At 31.6% G+C, this 17714-nt stretch carries 17 protein-coding genes; 8 read left to right on the top strand and 9 right to left on the bottom strand.

Annotated features, from left to right (window positions below; genetic code table 11):
- Positions 1 to 6 precede the first annotated feature (6 nt).
- On the top strand, positions 7 to 1518 hold the full coding sequence (locus tag ACUUYC_RS00485) for a sodium:solute symporter (protein ID WP_474263561.1): 1512 nt from the start codon (positions 7 to 9) through the stop codon (positions 1516 to 1518).
- Here ACUUYC_RS00485 and ACUUYC_RS00490 read toward each other — a convergent pair.
- Positions 1462 to 1851, bottom strand: coding sequence for a CoA-binding protein (locus ACUUYC_RS00490; protein ID WP_474262694.1), 390 nt, complete (start codon positions 1849 to 1851; stop codon positions 1462 to 1464). The two genes, ACUUYC_RS00485 and ACUUYC_RS00490, sit on opposite strands and share 57 nt — an antisense overlap.
- Before the next feature lie 205 nt (positions 1852 to 2056).
- On the opposite strand from ACUUYC_RS00490, the gene ACUUYC_RS00495 reads away from it, so the two are divergent.
- Positions 2057 to 4528 carry a TonB-dependent receptor gene (locus ACUUYC_RS00495; protein ID WP_474262696.1) on the top strand — a complete coding sequence of 824 codons (2472 nt, stop codon included), beginning with the start codon at positions 2057 to 2059 and terminating at the stop codon, positions 4526 to 4528.
- Between the two features lie 502 nt (positions 4529 to 5030).
- Positions 5031 to 6578, top strand: a complete 1548-nt coding sequence (locus tag ACUUYC_RS00500; RefSeq protein WP_474262698.1) for a T9SS type A sorting domain-containing protein — start codon at positions 5031 to 5033, stop codon at positions 6576 to 6578.
- 69 nt (positions 6579 to 6647) lie between these two features.
- Here ACUUYC_RS00500 and ACUUYC_RS00505 read toward each other — a convergent pair whose 3' ends face one another.
- Positions 6648 to 7664 (bottom strand): 3-oxoacyl-ACP synthase III family protein, encoded by a 1017-nt coding sequence (locus ACUUYC_RS00505; protein ID WP_474262700.1) that lies wholly within the window; start codon positions 7662 to 7664, stop codon positions 6648 to 6650.
- A 498-nt stretch (positions 7665 to 8162) separates the two neighbouring features.
- On the opposite strand from ACUUYC_RS00505, the gene htpG reads away from it, so the two are divergent.
- From htpG to ACUUYC_RS00520, 3 genes are all read left to right on the top strand, one after another.
- Entirely contained in the window at positions 8163 to 10052 is a 1890-nt protein-coding gene (gene htpG, locus ACUUYC_RS00510) for a molecular chaperone HtpG (RefSeq protein WP_474262703.1), read from the top strand.
- A gap of 109 nt (positions 10053 to 10161) precedes the next feature.
- Positions 10162 to 11814, top strand: coding sequence for a serine hydrolase (locus tag ACUUYC_RS00515; protein ID WP_474262705.1), 1653 nt, complete (start codon positions 10162 to 10164; stop codon positions 11812 to 11814).
- Positions 11815 to 11892: 78 nt separating this feature from the next.
- Entirely contained in the window at positions 11893 to 12780 is an 888-nt protein-coding gene (locus ACUUYC_RS00520; protein ID WP_474262707.1) for an RluA family pseudouridine synthase, read from the top strand.
- A 66-nt stretch (positions 12781 to 12846) separates the two neighbouring features.
- Here ACUUYC_RS00520 and ACUUYC_RS00525 read toward each other — a convergent pair whose 3' ends face one another.
- The 7 genes from ACUUYC_RS00525 to ACUUYC_RS00555 all read right to left on the bottom strand — a co-directional run bounded on the left by ACUUYC_RS00525 (position 12847) and on the right by ACUUYC_RS00555 (position 15739).
- Positions 12847 to 13023, bottom strand: a complete 177-nt coding sequence (locus tag ACUUYC_RS00525) for a hypothetical protein (RefSeq protein ID WP_474262709.1) — start codon at positions 13021 to 13023, stop codon at positions 12847 to 12849.
- Positions 13024 to 13163: 140 nt separating this feature from the next.
- Positions 13164 to 13325, bottom strand: a complete 162-nt coding sequence (locus tag ACUUYC_RS00530; RefSeq protein ID WP_474262711.1) for a hypothetical protein — start codon at positions 13323 to 13325, stop codon at positions 13164 to 13166.
- A 386-nt stretch (positions 13326 to 13711) separates the two neighbouring features.
- Positions 13712 to 13855: a hypothetical protein gene (locus ACUUYC_RS00535; protein ID WP_474262713.1), complete on the bottom strand. Its 144-nt coding sequence runs from the start codon at positions 13853 to 13855 to the stop codon at positions 13712 to 13714.
- Positions 13856 to 13898: 43 nt separating this feature from the next.
- The gene (locus ACUUYC_RS00540; protein WP_474262715.1) at positions 13899 to 14039 is read right to left on the bottom strand and encodes a hypothetical protein; all 141 of its coding nucleotides are present in this window, start codon (positions 14037 to 14039) and stop codon (positions 13899 to 13901) included.
- Between the two features lie 274 nt (positions 14040 to 14313).
- On the bottom strand, positions 14314 to 14511 hold the full coding sequence (locus ACUUYC_RS00545) for a hypothetical protein (RefSeq protein WP_474262716.1): 198 nt from the start codon (positions 14509 to 14511) through the stop codon (positions 14314 to 14316).
- Between the two features lie 183 nt (positions 14512 to 14694).
- Positions 14695 to 15060, bottom strand: coding sequence for a hypothetical protein (locus tag ACUUYC_RS00550; RefSeq protein WP_474262718.1), 366 nt, complete (start codon positions 15058 to 15060; stop codon positions 14695 to 14697).
- 4 nt (positions 15061 to 15064) lie between these two features.
- The gene (locus ACUUYC_RS00555; protein WP_474262720.1) at positions 15065 to 15739 is read right to left on the bottom strand and encodes a M15 family metallopeptidase; all 675 of its coding nucleotides are present in this window, start codon (positions 15737 to 15739) and stop codon (positions 15065 to 15067) included.
- A gap of 43 nt (positions 15740 to 15782) precedes the next feature.
- Here ACUUYC_RS00555 and ACUUYC_RS00560 point away from each other — a divergent pair, with 43 nt between their 5' ends.
- Both ACUUYC_RS00560 and ACUUYC_RS00565 read left to right on the top strand, forming a co-directional pair.
- Complete coding sequence (locus ACUUYC_RS00560; protein ID WP_474262722.1) at positions 15783 to 16970, top strand: tetratricopeptide repeat protein; 1188 nt, start codon at positions 15783 to 15785, stop codon at positions 16968 to 16970.
- The gene (locus ACUUYC_RS00565; protein WP_474262724.1) at positions 16960 to 17562 is read left to right on the top strand and encodes an alpha-ketoglutarate-dependent dioxygenase AlkB family protein; all 603 of its coding nucleotides are present in this window, start codon (positions 16960 to 16962) and stop codon (positions 17560 to 17562) included. The genes ACUUYC_RS00560 and ACUUYC_RS00565 overlap by 11 nt, the downstream gene beginning before the upstream one ends.
- Positions 17563 to 17714: the final 152 nt, after the last annotated feature.

Here is a 17714-nt window from a genome sequence, read left to right on the forward strand (position 1 = left end):
ACATTCATGCAGCCGATTCATATTTTACTTCTCATTGCCGGATATTTTGGCGTTTTAATTTTAATCTCATATTTCACAGGAAAAGATGATAGCAACGAATCCTTTTTTAAAGCTTCGCGAAAATCGCCTTGGTATATTGTAGCTTTTGGTATGATTGGCGCTTCACTTTCGGGCGTTACATTTATTTCCGTTCCTGGTTGGGTTGAAGCTGCTGAGTTTGGCTATATGCAAGTTGTTTTTGGATACTTGGTCGGTTATTTTATTATCGCCTATGTATTGATGCCTATTTATTATCGCTTGAATGTAACGTCTATTTACCAATATTTGGAAGATAGATTTGGTATTGTAAGTTATAAAACTGGAGCTTTTTTCTTTTTGATTTCCAGAATTTTAGGTGCTTCATTCCGATTGTATTTAGTTGCTATTGTATTACAACGTTATGTTTTTGATGCGTATGGAATTCCGTTTGCGATTACAGTGACTTTATCTATTTTATTGATTTGGCTCTATACATTTAGAGGTGGAATTAAAACGATTGTTTGGACAGACACACTACAAACCTTATTCATGTTAGTTGCTGTTGGTGTTGCGATTTATTTGATTTTGACGAATCTTGATATGAGTTTTGGTGAATTTTGGAATTCGAAAGAATTGGATAAGTACAGTCAAATTTTGTTTACCGATAACTGGTTGGCGAAGAATTATTTCCTAAAATCGTTTATTGGCGGATTGTTTGTTGCTGTCTGCATGACAGGATTAGACCAAGATATGATGCAAAAGAACTTAACTTGTAAAACACTCGGCGATGCACAAAAGAATATGGTTTCGTTTAGCATTGTGTTAGTCGTTGTCAATTTTATCTTTTTGCTTCTAGGTGCTTTGTTATTTGTGTACGCTAACGCGAATGATATTGCAGTACCTTTAATGGATGGAAAACCAAGAACAGATTTGTTATTTCCTGAAATTGCGCTGAAAGGCGGATTAGGAATTTCATTAGCTATTGTTTTCTTACTTGGTTTGATTGCTGCTGCGTACTCTAGTGCCGATTCTGCATTGACTTCCTTGACAACTTCTTTTTCAGTAGATTTTTTAGGCATTGAAAAGAAACCAGAAAACGAACAGAAAAAATTACGTAAAGTGGTTCACATTGCTATGTCTGTTGTTTTAATTATTGTAGTAATTGTATTTAACAGCTTAGCAAATAAGAGTGTAATTGACAGTTTACTTACGATTGCAAGTTATACGTATGGACCTTTATTAGGATTGTTTGCTTTTGGAATTTTCACCAAATATAAAGTGATAGACAAGCATGTTTGGATTGTCACGCTTGTCTCTATTTGTCTTACGTATGTAATTGCAAATGCTGGCTCGTATTACATATATGTAACCGAAGATGTTGCCAATCTGGCGGAAGCCGGAAAATTAGCAAAAGGAACACTTTATCAATTTGGATATGAGTTGTTAGCTGTTAACGGCTTGCTTACTTTCTTGGGGCTTGTATTGATTAGACGCCAATAATACTAATGTACACGCAACTTCGTGTTCAATATTATTTTGTTCTAACAATTTATAAAGTTCTGGATTTTCAGTTCCTGGATTAAAAATAACACGTGTTGGCTGTAACGAAATGATATATTCGTAAAAAGCTTCTTGCCGTGTTGCGTTTAAATATAATGTAATTGTATGAATATCTGAATATTGCTTTAATTCAGTATCAATTTGTATTCCGTTAATCTCACCTTCTTTTAATCCGTATGCTACAACTTCATGTTGATAGTCTACTAATTTCTGAACTGCCTTGTGGGAGAAACGATGCGTTTTTAGGGAAGCACCTAATACTAGTGTTTTCAATGGGTTGAATATTTATAGGTTAAGATTTAATATACGCTCTGGTAAAGCATGTGCAAATCTACTAATTTTTGAATTGTAACGTTGTTATTTGTTAAATTATGTTAAAAGTTGTTAAATAACGTAACACAAAAACCTTTCTCTCGTCAAGTATGCATACTTCTGATAATTCGGAAGTTTCATCAAAAACAAAAAACGAACTAATTACATGAGAAAACTAATCACATTCTGCGTGATAATGCTCTGCTATGCATTAAACGCTCAAAACACTACTGCCCCCAAAATTGGGACGATCACTGGAAAAGTAATCGATGCAACTACACAAGAAACGATTCCGTATGCAACTATTGTTATTAAGTCTAAAGCAGACAATAGCATTATTAAAGGAGCAATTACAGACGATAATGGAAATTTTAAAATTGAAAAAATCCCAACAGGAACTCTATTAGTAGAAATTCAGTTTATTGGTTATGAAACAATCACGAAAAATGTAACGATTACGAGCGACAATAAAAAGATTGCTATTGGAACTGTTTCACTTGCCGAAAGTGTTTCTACTTTAAATGAAGTTGAAGTCGTTGCTGAACGTACTACCATAGAACAAAAAGTAGATCGTAAAGTTATTACGGTTGGAAAAGACTTGGTAACAAGTGGACCAACTGCTTCTGATATTATGAATAACTTACCTTCTGTAAACGTAGATCAACAAACTGGAGCAATCAGTTTACGAGGAAATCAAAACGTTCGCGTTATGGTTGACGGAAAATTATCAAACATTCCAACTGCTCAGTTATTAAAGCAATTACCTTCAAACTCTATTAAGAAAATTGAATTGATCACAAATCCTTCTGCAAAGTACAATCCTGAAGGAATGAGTGGAATTATCAATATTGTTTTACGTAAAAATGTAAATATTGGATTTAACGGAAACGTAAATATTGGTTTAACACGTGAGCGTGAAGCGAAGTTTAATAGTTCTATTGACATGAATTATCGTAATGGAAAATTTAATGTTTTCGGAAATTATTCGAACAATATTTCTAAAAATGCAAACGAAGGAAATATTTTTAGAGTAGCTGACAATTCTCAACAGATATTTAGCTTTTTAGATAATCGTAAAACACATTTATTTAAAGTTGGAGTTGATATCTATTTAAATGATAAAAATACCGTTTCATTTTTCACCAATCAGAATATTACAGATAGTAAGAATGATGGTAATACAGATGTATTTTTCAACAACGATCCTTCTCGTAATAATTTCCAAGATTTCTTAGCCGAAAATGACAACCTTGCTTCTCAGTATAACTTTAACTATAAGTATGATATTGATGACGAAGGACACAATATTGAATTGGAAGTAGATTATAATGTATTTGATGCTGATGACAATATTGATTTTCAATTCTCAGGATTAAATCCATTTCCAAACTATATGGATGAAACTGAAACTGATAGAGATCGTACAACGATTAATTTAGATTATGTACGTCCGTTGAAAAACAAAGCAAAGTTAGAACTTGGTTTAGAAGCACGTTTGTTCAACTCTGGCATTGACTATCAATCTTCTGGATTTTCTTTTGATGAACTAGGAACGTTACGTAGAACACCAAGTACTGATTTTGAATACAGTAGAGATATTTTTTCTGCATATGGAACTTATGGGAAGCAATTTGAAAAATGGTCGTACCAAATTGGTTTAAGAGCAGAAAGCGTACAAGTAGATGCAAATGCATTATCAAGAGAAATCGCAACTACAGACACAAATAATATTGTATTTGAAAACGATTATATTCAAGTATATCCATCTGCATTCTTTACCTATACTCCATCTGAGAAAAACTCATATCAAGTAAGTTATAGTAGACGTGTAGATCGTCCTGGAATTGGACAAGTTAATCCAATTAGAGAATGGAGTACACCGTTGATTTCTTCTTTTGGAAATATCAATTTACAACCACAATTTACAAACTCAATGGAAGTAAATTATACACGTAAACTAGGAAATAAAGGAACAATTACTGGTGGAGTTTTTTATAGATTGATTGAAGACGAAATTAACAGAGCTGTTTTTGTAGATAGAACAGATGTCAACAGATTAATTTTAACTCACGATAATTTTGACAATACTTCAGCATATGGAGTTGAAATTTCAAGTAATTTCAGACCAACAAGCTGGTGGAGTTTTAACTCAAGTTTTGACTTCTTTTCACAAACACAAAAAGGAATCACTGAATCATTAAATGCGCCAACGGATGTAGCAACAGTAGATAATATTGTTCGTGAAACAGTAGAAGTTGATAATGCAGCTTGGAATTTTAGAATGTTTAACAACTTTAGAGTTACTAAAAAATTGAATTTATCTGCTTTCGGATTTTACAGAGGTAGTGTTCAAGGATTACAGTTTGAAATGGAACCTATGTATTTTGTAAATGTAGGAGCTCGTTATTCTTTTGCTCAAGGAAATGGAACATTAAGTGTAAACTACAATGATATTTTTAATACAATGCAATTTGCTTTTAATGGAAATAGACCTTTTAAGCAAGAAGGAGCTTTTAGATGGGAAAGTAATACTGTAAATGTTAGTATTTCATACCGTTTTGGAGGTAGAAAGTACAGAGCAAAATCACGTAAAAGACGTGATAACAATGAAAAATCAGGAAGTGGCGGATTTTTATAAACCATACGCCTATACAACTTTAATAACTTCAATTATTATTGATGGTTAGTGTTAATTGAACGTTATTAATCAATGAAAACCTTACTTGTGCACAAGTAAGGTTTTCTGTTTTTATATCGTTGCCTAAATGCTATTAATCTAGAAACTAATACGTTTGATCCGAAATACTGTTAAATTTCTGCTAAGCAATCTTAAAATCTCAAAAAAAACGCTCAATTTTGTAATCAGAAAGTTATTCAGTATTGATTACATAGGTTAATTATTCGAATTTAGCACTCTAACAAATACCCTTTAAATATTGCATAACATATATTAGATATATCTATATCTAACAAAAAATCCCAAGTTCGTTAGGACTTGGGACTTTTTTTTGTCTTTTATTCTACTTTTCATCCTTTTTTATAACGCTTATTAACTTTTTACTACGCTTATTAATTCGTCTATCCTTTTAGCTGCTATTATCATTAGTTTTGATTTATACATTAACAAAAAACACATATAGATGATGAAAAAAATTACTCTTATTTTACTATTAATTTCTTCAGGTTTCCTTAAAGCACAAGTAGGTTCCTTAGATTTATCTTTTGGAGATAATGGAAAAGTCATTACTTCCATTAATGGAAATGAAAAAGGTTATGGGATAGCTATGCAAAGTGATTCTAAAATACTTATTGCAGGTTACTCGCAAGATCCAACATTTGGCGAAAACTTCATATGCATACGGTATAATACAGATGGAAGCTTAGATACTAGTTTTGGTAATGGAGGAATTGTTTCTACCGACGTTCAGTTAGGTAGTGATGACAGAGCTAAAAGTATTGCAATTCAAAATGACGGAAAGATTATTTTGGCTGGTTACAGCGATAATGGTTCAGATAGAGACGCTGCAATAGTAAGATATAATAACGATGGAAGTTTAGATACTAGTTTTGGTAATGGAGGAATTGTTTTAACTGATTTTGAAAACAATCAGCAGGATTTAGTAAATCGCATAAGAATTCACAACTTAACAGGGAACATTATAATTGGAGGCGAAACTGTAATCAATTCCACAACCTCAAAACCGGTATTGGCAAGATATACTTCTAACGGATCACTTGACACATCTTTTAACAATACAGGAATTCGTTTATTATGGATTACAAACTTAGATTATCAGTATAAATTTTCGCTAGAAGATTTTCAGGTAAAAACCAATGGAAAAATTACGGCTATTGGTTGGAGAGATTTTATAAATCTATCTTGGAGTTCCGATTATTGGGCATGTCAAGTAAACACTAACGGAACGATGGACACAACGTTTTCAAACGATGGAGTCAATACATATAATGGTAGTTTTAACGGACATGACAGAGCTTTTTCTATGTTATTTAAGAACAATGGAAATATTCTACTTTCAGGAGCTGGATATGTTGATGATTTACAATACGATGTTACTGCTTTCGAATTAACTTCTTCCGGAGGTGTTGCTACACCTTACACTCGTATAGAATATAATACTCAAGTTATTTCACAAGATTTTTGTTATGGAATGATCGAAGATGGAAACAATGAATATATATTAGTTGGAAGTTCTGGAAACACATCAAACAAGTCTATTACTTTAAGTCGTTTAAATACGGACCTTTCTTTAGACACTGACTTTGGTACAAATGGAAAAGTTATCAATGGCTTCGGTTCTAATAATTTAAACGAAGCTTTTGATGTTGCAATTCAAGCTGATGGAAAAATTGTTCTAGTAGGTTATACAGGAAATAATATTGTAGTTGCTAGGTATGAAACTGAAGATAGTTTATCTGTTGAAGAGTTTTCAAACGCAATTGTAACAGTATATCCAAATCCTACAAATGGTGATTTAAATATAGCCTTGAACAATTACTCTTACAATGAAGCAACTATAATATTGTATTCTACGATAGGAAGTAAGGTTTTTGAGCAGAAGATAAATTCGCAAAAAATATCTTTAAACAAACTAGGAGCTGGCATTTATATGTATAAATTATTTTTAGGCAATAAACTTGTAAAAAAAGGGAAAGTGATCAAACAATAATTTCATATTAAATAAAAAAGTCCCAAACTTATATGAGTTTGGGACTTTTTTTATGTGTTATTTAGATCGCTACCATTTTATAATGACACTTCCCCAAGTGAATCCACTTCCGAAAGCTGCCAATACTACTGTATCACCTTTTTTAATTTTTCCTTCTTCCCATGCTTCTGTTAATGCAATCGGAATTGAAGCCGCTGTTGTATTTCCATAGCGCATAATATTGTTATATACTTGATCATTACCAAGTCCAAACTTCTTTTGAATAAATTGTGCAATTCTCAAATTCGCTTGGTGCGGAATCAACATGTCAATATCACCTTTTTCTAATCCATTTTGTGATAAACCTTCCATAATTACTTCACTAAAACGAACCACCGCATTTTTAAATACAAACGTTCCATTCATATGTGGAAAATACGAAGTGTCATCTACCTTATTATCATGATCTTCTAAAATATCATTTACCCAACGTGTTCCCATTCCTGGCGCTGTTAATGCTAATTCTTCAGCATGTTCTCCTTGTGAATGTAAATGTGTTGATAAAATTCCGCTGCCTTCTTCTTCACTTCTCGTTAAAACTGCTGCTCCTGCTCCATCTCCAAAAATTACAGAAACGCCTCTTCCACGTGTTGTCATATCTAATCCGTGTGAATGCAATTCTGAACCAATGACAAGAATATTTTTGTACATTCCTGTTTTTATAAATTGATCTGCAACTGAAATTGCATACACAAATCCTGAACATTGATTTCGTACATCTAATGCTCCGACAGTTTTAATATCTAATGCTTTTTGAACCATAACACCAGGTCCAGGGAAATAGTAATCAGGACTTAGCGTTGCAAAAATGATAAAATCAATATCATCTTTATCAATTCCTGCGCGTTCAATAGCAACTTTTGCTGCCTTTACGCCCATTCCTGAAGTTGTATCTTCGGTTCCTTTTACGGCAAATCTTCGTTCTTTAATTCCAGTTCGTTCCTGTATCCATTCGTCATTAGTATCCATTAACTTGGATAAATCATCATTTGTTACCACATTATCTGGAACATAATGTCCTAATCCTATAATTCTAGATGTATACATAAATTATCAATTTTATATTTTTCAGCTAAAAACTGAGTTACAAACTTACAAATTCTCAAAATTTGTAGGACAATAATAAGCATTATTAATCAGTTGACGAAGTATAAAAAGTTCTATCCAACGAAAAAGCGCATCTATTCTTAAATAAATGCGCTTTAAAACAACCTAACCAATAAATAAACAATCGATTAAGGAAGTGTTCTCTTCTCATAGCAATCTTTTTCCTTAATCATATACAGTAAATCGAAATGATTTCGGATTCCTTACAAAGTTTTTATTTTATTTTGATTTTATTTTAAAAAAGCTCAATTTTAAAAAGTCTTCAAGACGAATTCAAGATTATAAATTGAATCAATTCCACTGAAAAAGTTGAATATCCTTTAGAATCTATTAATAAAACTTATGTCATCTTGTCACTTGTGTAAGAATGGTATTTTTTTTGAAATGAACCTCATCAAACAATACAAATTATTTAATCACAAACTAAAAAGATAACAAATGGCAACAGGAAATATTAATGTATCTGTCGAAAATATTTTCCCTTTAATTAAGAAGTTCTTATACAGTGATCACGAAATCTTTTTAAGAGAACTTATTTCTAACGCAACTGATGCTACGCTTAAGCTAAAACACTTAACAAGCATTGGAGAAGTAGGCATAGAATATGGAAATCCAGTTATTGAAATTAAAGTAGATAAAGAAGGAAAAAAGCTGCATATTATTGATCAAGGACTTGGAATGTCTGCGGATGAAATTCAAAAATATATCAACGAAGTCGCTTTTTCTGGAGCTGAAGAATTCTTAGAAAAATATAAAGATTCTGCCAAAGATTCAGGAATTATCGGACATTTTGGACTTGGTTTCTATTCTGCCTTTATGGTTGCAGAAAAAGTTGAAATTATTTCTAAAAGCTATAAAGAAGACGCAAAAGCTGCACATTGGGTTTGTGACGGTTCACCTCAATTTACATTAGAAGAGCACGATAAAACGGAAAGAGGAACTGAAATTATTTTACATATTGCTGAAGATTCAACTGAATTCTTAGAAGATTCAAGAATTAATGAATTGTTAGTGAAGTATAATAAATTCATGCCGATTGCAATTAAATTTGGAACGAAAGAAGAAACATTACCACTTCCAGAAGGCGCAGCAGAAGATGCTGAAGCTGAAAAGATAACTGTTGATAATATCATCAACAATCCAAATCCGGCTTGGACTAAACAACCTGCAGATTTAGAAACTGAAGATTATCAAAACTTCTATCGTGAACTATATCCTGCACAATTTGAAGAGCCTTTATTCAATATTCATTTAAATGTAGATTATCCGTTTAACCTAACAGGTATTTTGTATTTCCCAAAACTTGGGAACGATATGAATATGCAAAAGGATAAAATTCAATTATATCAAAACCAAGTATTCGTTACCGATAATGTAGAAGGAATTGTACCTGAATTTTTAACAATGTTAAAAGGTGTAATCGATTCTCCAGATATTCCACTAAACGTATCACGTTCATACTTACAAGCTGATGGAAATGTGAAGAAAATTTCTTCATACATCACACGTAAAGTAGCTGATAAACTAAGTTCTTTATTTAAAAATAACAGAGAAGATTTTGAAGCGAAATGGAATGATATCAAAATTGTGATTGAATACGGAATGCTTTCAGAAGAAAAATTCTTTGACAAAGCTGACAAATTCGCATTATATCCTTCTGTAGATGGAAACTATTACACATTTGAAGAATTAAACGAAAAAATTAAGGATACACAAACAGACAAAGACGGTAAAACCATCGTTTTATATGCTTCTAACAAAGACCAACAACACAGCTATATTGAAGCTGCAAAAGGAAAAGGATATGAAGTATTATTGTTAGATTCTCCAATTGTTTCACACTTAATTCAAAAAATAGAAACATCAAAAGAGAATATTTCATTTGCTCGTGTTGATGCAGATCATATTGATAATATTATCAAGAAAGATGAAGAACAGATTTCTAAACTTTCTGATGAAGAAAAAGAGTCATTAAAAACGACCTTAACAGAAATTGTTCCTGCTGACAAATATACAGTTCAGCTAGAAGCAATGGATTCAGGCGCTTCACCGTTTATGATTACGCAACCAGAATTTATGCGTCGTATGAAAGAAATGCAGCAAACTGGCGGCGGCGGAATGTTTGGAATGGGGAATTTCCCAGAAATGTATAACCTTATCGTGAATACAAATCATGAATTGGTTGGACAGATTCTGAACACCAAAACAAAGAAAAAACAAGAACGCTTAATCAAGCAATCGTTAGATTTGGCACGTTTATCTCAAAACCTATTAACGGGAGAAGAATTGACACAATTTATCAATCGTAGTTACGAGATGATCAAATAATATAAAAATCTTTTATTACCTTAAAGCCTCTTCAAATTGAAGAGGCTTTTTTTGTAACCAAATATTAACTTACATCGTCATATAGTAAATCAATCAAAAAAAATAGAACATGAAAAAAACCTTCACCTTTAAACTCCTACTCTTGCTACTTATTGTGGCTATTCCATCTGTTCAATTTGCACAAAATATGGAAGAAGAAATTGATCAATTAATGAGTGATCGATACAAAGCAGACCAATCTGGCGCTACGATTTTAATTGCGAAACAAGGAGAAATTGTCTATCGAAAAGCTTTTGGCAAATCAAATCTAGAATTGAACACAGACATGATCCCCGAAAATGTTTTTGAAATTGGATCTATCACAAAGCAATTTACAGCGGTAAGTATTTTAATGCTGCTCGAAGAAGGAAAGCTTTCGTTAGATGATGAAATCACAAAGTTTATTCCTGACTATCCAACACAAGGAACAAAAATTACTATTCATCATTTACTAACACATACTTCTGGTATTAAAAGTTATACGTCTATTCCTTCATTAAGAGATTTTGCACGAAAAGACATTTCTCCAGAAGAACTCGTTGCTGCATTTAAAGATGAACCAATGGATTTTAAACCTGGTGAAGAGTACAGATATAATAATTCTGGTTTTGTACTATTAGGCTATATCATTGAAAAAATAAGTGGAGTATCATATGCTGAATTTATTCAAAAGCGAATTTTTGATGTCTTAAAAATGGACAACTCTTATTACGGAAGTAAATATAAAATTATCAAGAACAGAGCTTCTGGCTATCAACAACAAGAAACATATTTAAACGCGGATTACATTAGTATGAGCATTCCATACGCAGCTGGCTCTATCATGGCAAATGTAGATGATATGCTAACATGGCAAAAAGCGATTCGTGCAAACACATTAATTTCTAAAGAAAGTTTGGCAAAAGCGTTTACAAACTATACACTTACTAATGGTGAAAAAATAAATTATGGTTATGGTTGGTCAATTAATGTTATAAATGGAGTTCCTGTCATTGAACATGGTGGTGGAATTTTTGGATATACTACTCACGGAATTTACGTTCCAAGTGAAAATGCATATATAATTATTTTGACAAATTGTAATTGTAATTCGCCAAGCGAAATTGCTTTTAAAATTGCAGCGATTGCTATTGGAAAACCATACCCAGAACTTTCAAAAAAGATAACTCTTACCAAAAAACAATTGCAAAAATGGGTTGGCACATATGAGTTTGAAGATGGAGCAGTTCGATTTATTACACTAAAAGATAATCAATTATATAGTCAACGTGCTGGTAGTAGTGCGGCTTTTAAGATTTTCCCGCTTACGCAGAATCAATTCTTCTTTGAAGACAGTTTTGCGCAATATGTTTTCACTGATGGAAAAACTAAAAAAGTTATTTTTAAAAATAATATCAATGTATCAAAAGGTATTGAAACAGATGAAAAAATGTTTGAACCTAAAAAGGAAATTCAACTTTCAGTAGATGTGTTAAAGAAATATATTGGTACATATCAGTTTGCTCCTAGTTTTCATATTGAAGTTACGGTGGAAGGAAATCAAATTTTTGGACAAGCAACGAATCAACCAAAAATAGAAATGTTTGCAACATCTGAAGATAGCTTCTTCTTGAAAGTAGTTCCTGCAACTATTACTTTTGAAATAGACACAAAGACAAATATGTCTTCTAGTTTGACATTAGAACAAGATGGACAAAAAACAAAAGGTAAAAAAGTTAAGTAGATTTTTAGACTTTTTAGATATCTAAACAAAAACCACTTCTTTCGAGGTGGTTTTTATATTTTTACCAAAACTTTGTTTTTGAAACTCCTTGAAACACATATTGTCCCAAAATTGAATTCTTCTATACGAATTCAAGAATATGACATCACTGTTTTTAAAAGTATCCTTAGTAAAAGTGCACTTAAAAAAGTAATAAAAAAGAAATGTATTTATGTAAACGGAACTATTGCTACAACTGCAACGTACCTCAACACAAATGATACAATTGAAGTTTTTGATATTGAAACGATTGTAAAAAAGGTATTTAAACTAGAAATTCCTGTTATTTTTGAAGATAATGATATTGCCATCATTAATAAACCAGCTGGTTTTCCAACAAACGGAAATTATTTTAAAACTATTGAAAATGCATTGCCACACAATTTAGTGTCTTCTACAGCAATAGATGTTTTACAGTTTCCAAAACCTGTACATCGATTGGACAATCCGACTTCAGGAATTTTAATTATTGCCAAAACGAAAAGCGCACAAATTCATTTGCATCAACAGTTTGAACAGCAACAAATTTCTAAAATCTATCAAGCTATTGTAATTGGTAAAACTGCTTTACAAGGTGAAATTAATTCGGCTGTAGCCGAAAAAGACGCGTTTACAACGTATGAAACTTTACAAACCGTTTCATCCTTACAAAACGAATATCTTTCACATGTAAAATTAGTTCCAAAAACGGGGAGAACACATCAACTACGAATTCATTTGGCAAGTATCAATCATCCAATAGTGGGCGATCAACTTCACGGAAAAGCGATAGAAAATTATAAAAAAGGATTGTTCTTATGCGCAACTTCTATTCAGTTTTATCATCCAAAAACAATGAAACAGCTTTCTTTTACGATTACTCCACCAAACAAATATAAAAGCTTCTTAGCACGCGAAGAAAGGCGATTTTTAAAGTTTAATAATTAAAATTGTCAAGTCATTGAATTTTTACTCAATGCAAAAAAACGAACCGAAGTCCGCTTTCTATTTATGTTAACAAGCAATATTCCACGAAGGACAACCTCTAGTACGATCATTTGCACAATTACCATTGTCACTCTTTCGTCTTGGAGAAGCATTATCATCTTCATCATCGTCGTTAATTCCTCCATAAAGTCTTCCCACAATTGCCTTACTTAAGACCATTTTATTAAGGTTTCTTTTTTTCATTTTACTACGTTTTAAAAATTAATAATATTGCAAATGACAATATTTATCTATGATAAAAAAGAAAAGCTTTTGATACTTTATAAAACATCACATGTAAATTATAAGCACAAAAAAAACGAACCGAAGTCCGCTTTGATTTTTTATTGGTGACAACACCAAGATTCTGTAGGTTTTTGTGGACAGCCACCTGTTCCGCAGATACACGATCCAGTTCCTAAACGTCCACCTTTTAAAACAGTCTGTTCAAGGTTACTAACTGATTCTTTACGTAAGTTTAGGTTTTTAAAATTTCTTTTTTTCATGGTTAAAGTCTTTAAGTTATACTCATGAAAATATAAAATGTAGTGTAAAAATTGTTACGGAAACACCTTACTTAACATTTCTAAATCAATAAGATACAAAACACTAAAGAGTCATTTTTCATAAAAAAACGAACCGAAACTCACTTTGTTATTACAGACATACGCAATCTGAAAAATTACATCGTGTAATAGCTCCACTTTTTCCGGGTTGCGCTCCTCCTTGGATTTCATTAAAAATTAAATTTGAAATGACTTTCTTGTTAATTGTCAACGATTGAAGATTTCTTTTTTTCATGATACTAATTTTTAGGTTACACACGAATGTAGAAAATGTTGTTCTCAATCATTTACGGGAAGACCATAATTAACGTATACAAAGGTTCGCTTTACGAAGAAATGTATTGTGTCATTTTTTGCATTAATTTATCTGCGCTTTTCGCTTTATTAATGGTAACTTCTGCAGTAATTGAATGTCCTCCTATAATTTGTTGAACATTTTTAATTTCGGATATTTTAAGTTTATTGATCATACTATATTTGTTTAAATAATTAATAAAATAAGAATACTCTTTATTACGCCATAATCACTTGCACAATTTTATTATGAATTTTTGAAGCGCTTTTTGGTCTATTAATCGTAGTTTCTCTATGCATTTCTCCACCTAAAATTTGCTGCGTCGATTTAATTTCGAGTGCTTTTAACTTGTTGATCATAATTATATATGTTTAAAAAAGGTTAATAACCAATAAGATACAAAAAAAGAGCAAACTAATGTTTGCTCTTTTGTCAACAATTAAAAACTAAAACCCCTCAGTCTAGCAATTAATATTGATACTATTCGTTTAGTTATTATATCCTTTAGGGTAATTATTGAAGATTCATTACCCATATTATTTTAAAAAAGTGAAGTATAAAAAAAGCGAACCGAAGTTCGCTTTATTCACAATTAGTCTATTCAGTAGTCAAATCGTATATTATAATATGTATCTAAACATAACTTCCGTCACACAAATAACCAGTGGTACCGTGCGATCCAAATCTTTGACACCAACCTGCTGTATTACAACAATTTCCTGGACCACAGTATCCATTAACACCACATTGTTTTTTTCCTCCATTGATACTGTTTTGCTCCGTTTTTTTTAGTACACGCGTACCTTCTACTTTTAAAATGTTTTTTAACATAATTAGTTGTTTTTCATGGTTAACAATACTTCTAACTTAATGAATTTCAACAATAAAGACATACGGTAATACCTTACTTTACTTTTAAAATAGCTCGTTTTATAGAAAAAGCGAACCGAAGTTCGCTTTTTTATCATTTTATAGAGTCAATCAGAAACTATATTTACTGGTTCAGCATCTAGTTTATAAATTACCATTTCGCTTAGCTTCTTCAATAACTTTTGCATTTAATATTGAAGTTCTCAACGCATCAAAAAGTGCTCCTGATAATTCCTCAGAAATATCTTTTTTCTTATCTATATAAGACATAGTAAACCATTCTTGTTTATATAAATAAATAGTGATTTTGAAATGATTGTCAACAATATATGATGTATAGATTACTTGATGAAGTGCGCAGAATTCTATATACGTTTCAAAAAAACTATTGACCATGTGGTTGTCCAAATAGTTTCTAATTTCACTTATAATTCTATAATCGCCTCCTTCTGTTTCAAATATTGAATCCTTTATGAAAACTCTGTTAATTTTCGGTTTAAATGTTTCCATGCTATTACTCTATAGAAAAATCGAAGTATTGATTCTTGAAAGGTTCGCCTCGTAGCGTAAAATGCCACCATTCTTGTGGATAGTTTCGAAAACCATTTTGAAGCATCACGCTTTGTAATAATTGACGATTTTCTAATTGTTTTTTAGTGAGTCCTTGATAGTTTACCCATGAAATTTTTCCAAAGAAATCATAGGAACTTCCCATATCGAGTTCTTTTTCTGTTTTGAGGTCAATAATTGTAATATCAACTGTACTTCCACTACTGTGACGTGATTTGGTTGCAATGTATTCTAGTTTGAATAAATCTTTTTTGGCTACATCTGGATAAAATTGTTGCTTGGTCAAGGTATCTTTTAAGTTTCGTGCCCATCTGCGAAAATGATCAACTGCCTTTTGTGGTCTATACGCATCAAATATTTTGATGCCTAATCCTTTTTTGTGTAATTCTTCTTGAACTTTTTTCAAAGAAAGTGTGGCTTCCTTTGATAGAATGCATTTTTCAGCTTCGTAGCCGTCAACTTTTGCACCAACAAAATTATTCGTTCCAAAATAGCGCATTTCTAAAACAATTGTAGGTATTTCATCCGTTACATACACAAAACCTTTTGGAAGTTCTGATGAGGATTGTATCGTTAATGAACATACAAGAATTAGTAGTATATTTATGATTCGTAGCATAGTAATAGTTACATCTTACTACAAACATAAGCAATAATTAAGTATGGATTCTCCAAATGAGATCAGTAATAAAAGTTTCATAAAGTATATAAGCACATTGGCAGGAATCGGAATTATCCTTTTCGGTAGTATTTATATTCGGAATAGCTACAAAAAGCAACAGCAAATTGATAAAAATATAGCGTTTTACAATCAATTTACTGATGATGAATATCTTTACTTCGCCCAAGAGTTAGAAACTTCTATCATTGACAATCGCCCTGATTTTTTTGATAGCAAAGTAAATACAAAATCTTTTTTAAGCTTTTCTGATAAAGAATTAAGCGAAAGTTTTAATAAACGAAAAATCTCGGAAATTTTAGGACCAATAATGAAATTCGGTAGTATCATCGCTGGCCAAATTTATCCGTACGGAGATTTCAGATTTAACCGTTTTTATAAAGAAGAAGGAATTCCACACTTTGTATATAGAATATATGATGGTGAAATAATATATTTTATAGATTTTACTGTTGGTATTAATGATAATAAACTCGTACTGAATGATTCCTATTATTACTTTTCAGGAATTACCATGTCGGAAAACGTTTCTAACTTGTATTACAAAGCTGTGAATTTGGATCGACAATACCTGTCAAATATAGAAACTTACAATAAAATAAAGTATTACAATGAAAATGAAGACCATGACCGTGCGTATGAAGTATTGACTGCAATTCCTGCTAAATATCACGATGCGTTGTATTTTCAATATTTATTGATCGCTGTCACGTATCAAGATTCAGATCAGTTTCAAGCTGTAATTAATAAAATGGTAACTGCTACACCAGACGATGACAAATTACATACGTATCTCTATTTTTTAGAGAGTGTTTATACCGGAAATTTGGAAACACTTGATTCGCATATTCAGACTTTAACACAACATGTTGGCACTGATCCAATTTTTGATTTCTACAAAGGAATTATATATTTTGATAATGAAAATCCAGAAGAAGCAGTTTTATATTTTGATAAAACCATTGAAGAAATGCCAACCTTTTTTGACGGTTACTATTTTAAATTATACTCTTTACTTACGCTTAACAAACCAAAAAAAGCATTAAAGGTTATCGCCGACATGAAAGCAAATTTCTTTTTGAGCGAAGAAGATTTGACATTTGACTTAAAGGAATTTGAATCTTTCGTGAATTCTCCTTCTTATAAAGAGCTATTTGCAGATGAAGAATAACATTAATATACAAGGTTTTCCATTGCATTTAAAAGACGCTGACATTATCTATTACCCAGGTTTTATACATGCTGCGGAAGCAACAACTATTTTTGAATCCTTAAAGCAAGAAACGCCTTGGCAACAAGATGATATTAAAGTATTTGGAAAAGTGTATGCACAACCGCGCTTGACAGCTTTATACGGAACAAATAAGAAAACCTATAGCTATTCTAATATTGAAATGATTCCACATGAATTAACATCAACCTTAATTAATCTGAAAAATCGTGTAGACGAAACATGTCAGGCAAATTTCACAACTTTATTACTAAACTATTATAGAGATGGAAAAGATAGTAATGGTTGGCATGCTGATAATGAAAAAGAGTTAGGAACAAATCCTATAATCGCTTCCTTAAGTTTTGGACAGGAACGTTTTTTTCATTTAAAACATCGTACTGATAAAACGTTGAAACATAAATTACTTCTTCAGCATGGAAGTTTGTTATTAATGAAAGGCACAACACAACATCATTGGCTCCATCAAATACCTAAAACGGCAAAACAAATTCAAGGTCGTATCAATATTACATTTCGCATTATTGTATAAAAAAAGCATCCCGAAAGATGCTTTTTTAAAACTAACCAACCAAAAATTGTAACCTGCTCTATTTAGAAAGTAACCAGCTTTACTAAATGTCTTTGCAATGTTACACTACTATATAGACAAACGGCGTGCCAAACTCACTTTTCCACTTTAAA

This window comes from Kordia sp. E, assembly GCF_056033805.1.

Bases quoted from the DNA above. Each gene is read 5' to 3' on its own strand.
- ACUUYC_RS00540 (WP_474262715.1), bottom strand. From the start codon at position 14,039: ATGATCAACAAGTTAAAAGCACTCGAAATTAAATCGACGCAGCAAATT.
- htpG (WP_474262703.1), top strand. From the start codon at position 8,163: ATGGCAACAGGAAATATTAATGTATCTGTCGAAAATATTTTCCCTTTA.
- ACUUYC_RS00545 (WP_474262716.1), bottom strand. From the start codon at position 14,511: ATGTTAAAAAACATTTTAAAAGTAGAAGGTACGCGTGTACTAAAAAAA.
- ACUUYC_RS00505 (WP_474262700.1), bottom strand. From the start codon at position 7,664: ATGTATACATCTAGAATTATAGGATTAGGACATTATGTTCCAGATAAT.
- ACUUYC_RS00535 (WP_474262713.1), bottom strand. From the start codon at position 13,855: ATGATCAATAAACTTAAAATATCCGAAATTAAAAATGTTCAACAAATT.
- ACUUYC_RS00525 (WP_474262709.1), bottom strand. From the start codon at position 13,023: ATGAAAAAAAGAAACCTTAATAAAATGGTCTTAAGTAAGGCAATTGTG.
- ACUUYC_RS00515 (WP_474262705.1), top strand. From the start codon at position 10,162: ATGAAAAAAACCTTCACCTTTAAACTCCTACTCTTGCTACTTATTGTG.
- ACUUYC_RS00495 (WP_474262696.1), top strand. From the start codon at position 2,057: ATGAGAAAACTAATCACATTCTGCGTGATAATGCTCTGCTATGCATTA.
- ACUUYC_RS00485 (WP_474263561.1), top strand. From the start codon at position 7: ATGCAGCCGATTCATATTTTACTTCTCATTGCCGGATATTTTGGCGTT.
- ACUUYC_RS00560 (WP_474262722.1), top strand. From the start codon at position 15,783: ATGGATTCTCCAAATGAGATCAGTAATAAAAGTTTCATAAAGTATATA.
- ACUUYC_RS00565 (WP_474262724.1), top strand. From the start codon at position 16,960: ATGAAGAATAACATTAATATACAAGGTTTTCCATTGCATTTAAAAGAC.
- ACUUYC_RS00500 (WP_474262698.1), top strand. From the start codon at position 5,031: ATGATGAAAAAAATTACTCTTATTTTACTATTAATTTCTTCAGGTTTC.
- ACUUYC_RS00550 (WP_474262718.1), bottom strand. From the start codon at position 15,060: ATGGAAACATTTAAACCGAAAATTAACAGAGTTTTCATAAAGGATTCA.
- ACUUYC_RS00530 (WP_474262711.1), bottom strand. From the start codon at position 13,325: ATGAAAAAAAGAAATTTTAAAAACCTAAACTTACGTAAAGAATCAGTT.
- ACUUYC_RS00555 (WP_474262720.1), bottom strand. From the start codon at position 15,739: ATGCTACGAATCATAAATATACTACTAATTCTTGTATGTTCATTAACG.